We start from the raw sequence: 4,847 nt of genomic DNA on the forward strand, positions 1-4,847 counted from the left end.
GAAGCAGTCAGGGCCGGGTAGTTTACTTTGTGCTGATCGAGAGTTTGGCGGAGGCGATTGCCGAAATGGTGCTGCGGGAGACAGGGGCCAGCAAAGCTAAGATCCGATTGACCAAGTGTCATCCCCCGATCCCGGAGCTGACGGGGCGGGTTACTGTGGAGATCGTTCGTCCCTAGAACTTCTCTTAGCCCTTTTCTACCGACCCTGTGCTTGATCTAGAACTTGCTTCTCGTACCTCTGAGGACTGGATCGACCAGGCCATCCGGCACATCGATCTGGTCTTGCTAGACCACGCCAACTGTGAGAAAAAAGCAGCGGGCAACGCCCTCAGTCTGCTCTTTCGCTACCCGGCTAATGGGCGTTTGGTGGAAACCCTCTCGCCGCTGGCGCGGGAGGAGCTGCAGCATTTTGAGCGGGTGCATCGCCACCTGCAACGGCTGGGGATCCCCATCAAGCCCTTGTCGGCTGCGCCCTATGCCGGTCGCCTGAACCAACACCTGCGCCGCTCCGAGCCAGAGCATCTGCTCGACACCTTGCTGGTGGCAGCCATTATCGAGGCCCGCAGCCACGAACGCTTGGGCCTGTTGGGGATCCACGCGCCCGACCCAGAGCTGCGGCAGTTTTATCTCTGGCTGGCGGCTGCGGAGGAGCGCCATTGGCAGCTTTATTTGGATTTGGCCTTGGATCAGTTCCCTGCCGATCAGGTGCAGGAGCGTCTCGATACTCTACTCCAGGTGGAGGCCGAGATCTTGTCTTCCCTTCACCCCGAACCCCGTGTTCACAGCTAGCCCCACTCCGTTTCCCCCCGCGGTGCAGCTCCCATGTTTCAAGCGACGCGGCAGTGGTTGGCCTTCTGGTATACAACGGTTACGGCAGTGTTGCTGCTGTTGTTTGCCGGCAGCTTCTATTGGTACGTGCAGTCAACCCTGATTGAACGGGTGGACGATACCCTTGGCCATGTGGTGGAAATTGTCGAGCGGTCTTTGGTGGTGGATGAGAGCCTCTTGGATCCGCAGCAAGCCCGCCGCAGCTTGGAGGCCAGCTTTCGGGATGATCCCAGCACCCTAGAGGACGATCACATCGACTTGGAGTGGTTCGGCCCTCAAGGAACGCTCATCTGGTCCACGGTGCCCGGCGGGATCCCTGCCCCCCTGTTGACCGAGGGATCCCTGCACACTGCCCGTATCGCCCCTGGGTATTGGCTGCGCCAGTTCACCGAGCCGATTGTGGCCGGTGGGAAGCTGCTGGGCTATCTGCGGGTCAGCCATCCCTGGTTTGAGGTGAGCAAGCCAACGCGACAGTTGATCCGGGATCTTTCCCTCTGGGTGGTGGCCGGTTTGACGGGTGTGGGGGCCATTGGCTGGATGCTCTCCGGTTTGGCCATGCAACCCATCCGGCAGTCTTATCAGCAGCTCAAGCAATTTACCGCCGACGCCTCTCACGAGCTGCGCAGCCCCTTGGCCAGCATTCAAACCGCGGTACAGGTGGCTTTGGCGGATTCCCAATTGGATGCCGACACCCGGCAGCGCTGGCAGATGGTGGAGCGGTTGTGTTTACGGCTGGGTCGCCTGGTGGATGACCTGCTGTTTCTGGCCCGCCACGACAGCGGTATGGTGCCTTTCCAACCCCGTTGCTGTGCGCTGGATGCTCTGCTGCTGCAGGTGGTGGAGGAGCTGCAGGGCCTGGCCAACCAAAAACAGATCCGCTTGCAGCTGGAGATTGCTGCCCCTGAGAGCGGGACGGAACCTTCTCCCGCCCAGGTGGATCCCTTCGGTTTTTGGGGAGATGAAGATCAATTGGCCCGCCTGTTTACCAACTTGATCGAAAATGCCCTTCTCCACACTCCCCCCCAAGGAGAGGTGCAGGTGAGGCTGGAGCAGCGGCTGCGCTCTGGATCCCCAGAGCTGGTGGTGCGGGTACAAGATACCGGGCCAGGGATCCCCCCCCAGGCTCTGCCCCATGTGTTCGATCGCTTTTATCGAGCAGATCCGGCTCGCAGCGGGGATCCCGGTCGCCTCTCGGGGTCAGGTTTGGGGCTGGCGATCGTCAAAAGCATTGCCCAACAGCATCAAGGTCAGGTGCAGGTGGAGAGCGAGCTGGGCCAGGGATCCAGCTTTGAAGTTATTTTGCCCCAGCGGCAGTTGGAAATCTGTACCCCAGAGAGAGTCTAAAAGTGCTCTGGAAAACAGACAGCCCTCGGTCAATATGCTAGCTTTAAGCCAAGATTGACTGAGTCTTTATTCAGAACTGTATTAAGAACCGTATTGGCCCAGTTGAACTGGATTTTTGGGTACTAGAGATCTTTCCTTTCCAGATTTAAGAACTTCTCTTTTTCCCGGATAAAACAGCAGAGATGGGATCAGCTCCCAGGCTCTTGCCCTTCTCAGCCGGCTGCTGAGCTGTTGATTGGGTGATGAGTGAGTGCAGTCCGCCCGCGCAGCCCCACAATTTCCCATTGAATCCTGTGCCAGGAAAACGTTATGTATCGCTTCCAGGTTCGTGCCATCACCCAGCCGGGCGAGAGAATTGCCTTGGTGGGATCCAGCGCAAAATTGGGCTCCTGGGATCCCTGCCATTGCATTTGGCTGCAAACGGATCCGACTCGCTATCCGCTGTGGTGGGTAGAGTTGCCGTTGAGCCCGGCAGACGGCACGCCCGGCCCGCTGTTACCCTACAGTGGATGTTTAAAAGAAACTCCTCGAGTGGAGTACCGATATCTGCGCGTTCAAGCCGGTGGCGAAGTGATTTGGGAATCCGCCGATGTCAATCGCTGGGTGCCACTTGAGCCGGAACCTTTGCCGGCAGTTTTGATTGTCGAGGATGGGGAGTTTGGCCAGATCCCTGCCTATCCTTACGGCTATTTTGCCGATCCCATTCCCGAGGTCGAACCTGAAAATTCGCAAGGGCTAAAAGTCGTCATTTTGGGCAGCTCCGTTGCCCTGGGGTGCAGCGCTTGGCTGTTGCGAGGTTGGGCTTGGCTGTTGCAGAAAGCTCTACAAGAGCGCTATGGCCATCAAGTGCGAAATCTCTCCCAATTGGGGGCAAACGTCAGCCGAACTCTGTTGTGGTTTGAGCAGGCGGTGATCCCTGAACGTCCTGATGTCGTTATTGTTGCCCTGTCCTTGGGAAATGAAGGCTTGGCATCGGCCTTGCCCCAGCATCGCCGCGCCCTGCAGAGACGGTTTGAAAACGGCCTGCGGCGGTTAATTCAGCGAATTCAAGACATTGGAGCCTTGCCGATCCTGGGGGGGGTTTATCCCCATGCAGACTACGGCCCAGAACAGCATCTTCTTTTGCAAGAAACTCAGCAAAGAATGCTCAGCTGGGGATGCCCTGTGTTCAATTGGCTGCCTCATTTGGAAGATGGACAGGGCCGCTGGAAACCAGACCTTGCTTTTGACCCAGCTCACCCCAATTCCAAGGGTCATCAGGTCATGTTTGAGGCCATCGATCTCTCTCTTCTGGATCCCAGCCAAGTTAGCTCGGCTCGTGGCAAGCTCCCTCAACCCATTGGGGAGCAGGTCATTTTTGAAGAGGAGCATGGTTTTTGGGTAACCGTAGAGACGGGCAAAAATCAATTTCGCATCGTGAATGTAACTCCCTATCCCTATACCATCACGCCCACTTGGCAGCCTTTGCAAGCCGCTTTCCAAAAAGCAGGTCTACAGCCGGGTCTGTATGTTGGCAGAAGCGATGAAAGGCTAGGGGATGCTACCTTATATTCCCTTTCCGTACAAGAAGATGGTTCGGTGCAAACCACCCTCTCCGTTCCTGCAGATGCCGATCTTGTCTTCTCCCTAGTAGCCCAGTTCTTTTCCTCAGCAGCAGTAGAAACGATCTTCGAGGATGGATCGTTGATCCTTCTCAAGCTCAGTGGATCCTCAGAAGGCTCTTCTAATCCCATGCCTCGCCTGTGCGTGATCAACCAGAGCAGTCACGAGTACAACATCCACCCCATGTGGAAGGAAGTGCGGGCCGCTCTCAAAGCCATGCCAGCGGGTGTTTATGAAGATCCGAGCCACCGGGAAGCTCTCTTCCGAACCCTGATGATCGGGGAAGGTGGCCTCGAAAGCCGGGTAAAGGCTGCTCCCGAATCGGTCATGCTGCTGGAATACACCTGCAAATTATCGGATATTCATCGTGTTGCCATTGTGCCGTTAGGGGATCGCTGCGCGGTGCGAATGCTGCTCTACAAGTTGGAATATGATGGGCCTGCCTTTCCTTTTGATTTGACACGCACCAGCAATTTGGCTGATGTGGCCGATATGATCCACAACGAGTTTCAGGGCATGTGGGATCCGCAATATTTACACTACAGCCCTGAAGATAGGCGAATTTACCACAGCAAGTGGACGGGCCTCTCTTTTGGCCATGAGGTGGAAGAGGGGGAGGATCCACTTCAGAATATGCACCCCATCCATGAGCGAATGCGAACTCGCTACACTGCTCGCGCCAAGCGTTTTATGTATGTTTTGGAAAAAGCCGATAAAGTCTTGTTTGTGCGCACAGGGGGTTGCCGGCGAGAGGCCGTTGTTGACTTAATGGATAAGCTGGCGGCTAAGCGCAGGGGCAAGCCTTTTCTGCTGCTGATTGTTTCTCCTCAGTCTTCTGATGAGTTTGCCGGGATCCCCAATGTTATCCATTATGAGATGGAGTTGAATCCCGACCGCATGTGTGCAGATCCTGAGCATTGGAAGTACTGCACAGGGGTAATGAGAGATATTCTCCATTCTTTGGGGGTCTCTACCCGAAATCTTTTCTGGTGCCCTCCACAACTGTAGCCGTTCCAAGGTTTCACTGCAATTCGAAAGAATGATCGCTGCTGCCCAAACGCTCCGCGCCGCTTC

General features: G+C 56.2%; 4 protein-coding genes. All 4 read left to right on the forward strand.

Going from position 1 to position 4,847, the window contains the following annotated elements; genetic code table 11:
• Window positions 1–29 precede the first annotated feature (29 nt).
• On the forward strand, window positions 30–176 hold the full coding sequence (locus tag NW818_RS10705) for a dihydroneopterin aldolase (RefSeq protein ID WP_414422257.1): 147 nt from the start codon (window positions 30–32) through the stop codon (window positions 174–176).
• A gap of 30 nt (window positions 177–206) precedes the next feature.
• The gene (locus NW818_RS10710; RefSeq protein WP_414424543.1) at window positions 207–788 is read left to right on the forward strand and encodes a tRNA-(ms[2]io[6]A)-hydroxylase; all 582 of its coding nucleotides are present in this window, start codon (window positions 207–209) and stop codon (window positions 786–788) included.
• A 33-nt stretch (window positions 789–821) separates the two neighbouring features.
• Entirely contained in the window at window positions 822–2,171 is a 1,350-nt protein-coding gene (locus tag NW818_RS10715) for a sensor histidine kinase (RefSeq protein WP_414424544.1), read from the forward strand.
• A gap of 309 nt (window positions 2,172–2,480) precedes the next feature.
• Entirely contained in the window at window positions 2,481–4,781 is a 2,301-nt protein-coding gene (locus tag NW818_RS10720; RefSeq protein WP_414424545.1) for a DUF1796 family putative cysteine peptidase, read from the forward strand.
• Window positions 4,782–4,847: the final 66 nt, after the last annotated feature.

Origin of the sequence: Synechococcus sp. R6-5, assembly GCF_047461775.1 — a bacterium.
Lineage (GTDB): Bacteria > Cyanobacteriota > Cyanobacteriia > Thermostichales > Thermostichaceae > Thermostichus.

Coding starts and splice junctions, on each gene's coding strand:
- NW818_RS10715 (WP_414424544.1), top strand. CDS start 822: ATGTTTCAAGCGACGCGGCAGTGGTTGGCCTTCTGGTATACAACGGTT.
- NW818_RS10720 (WP_414424545.1), top strand. CDS start 2,481: ATGTATCGCTTCCAGGTTCGTGCCATCACCCAGCCGGGCGAGAGAATT.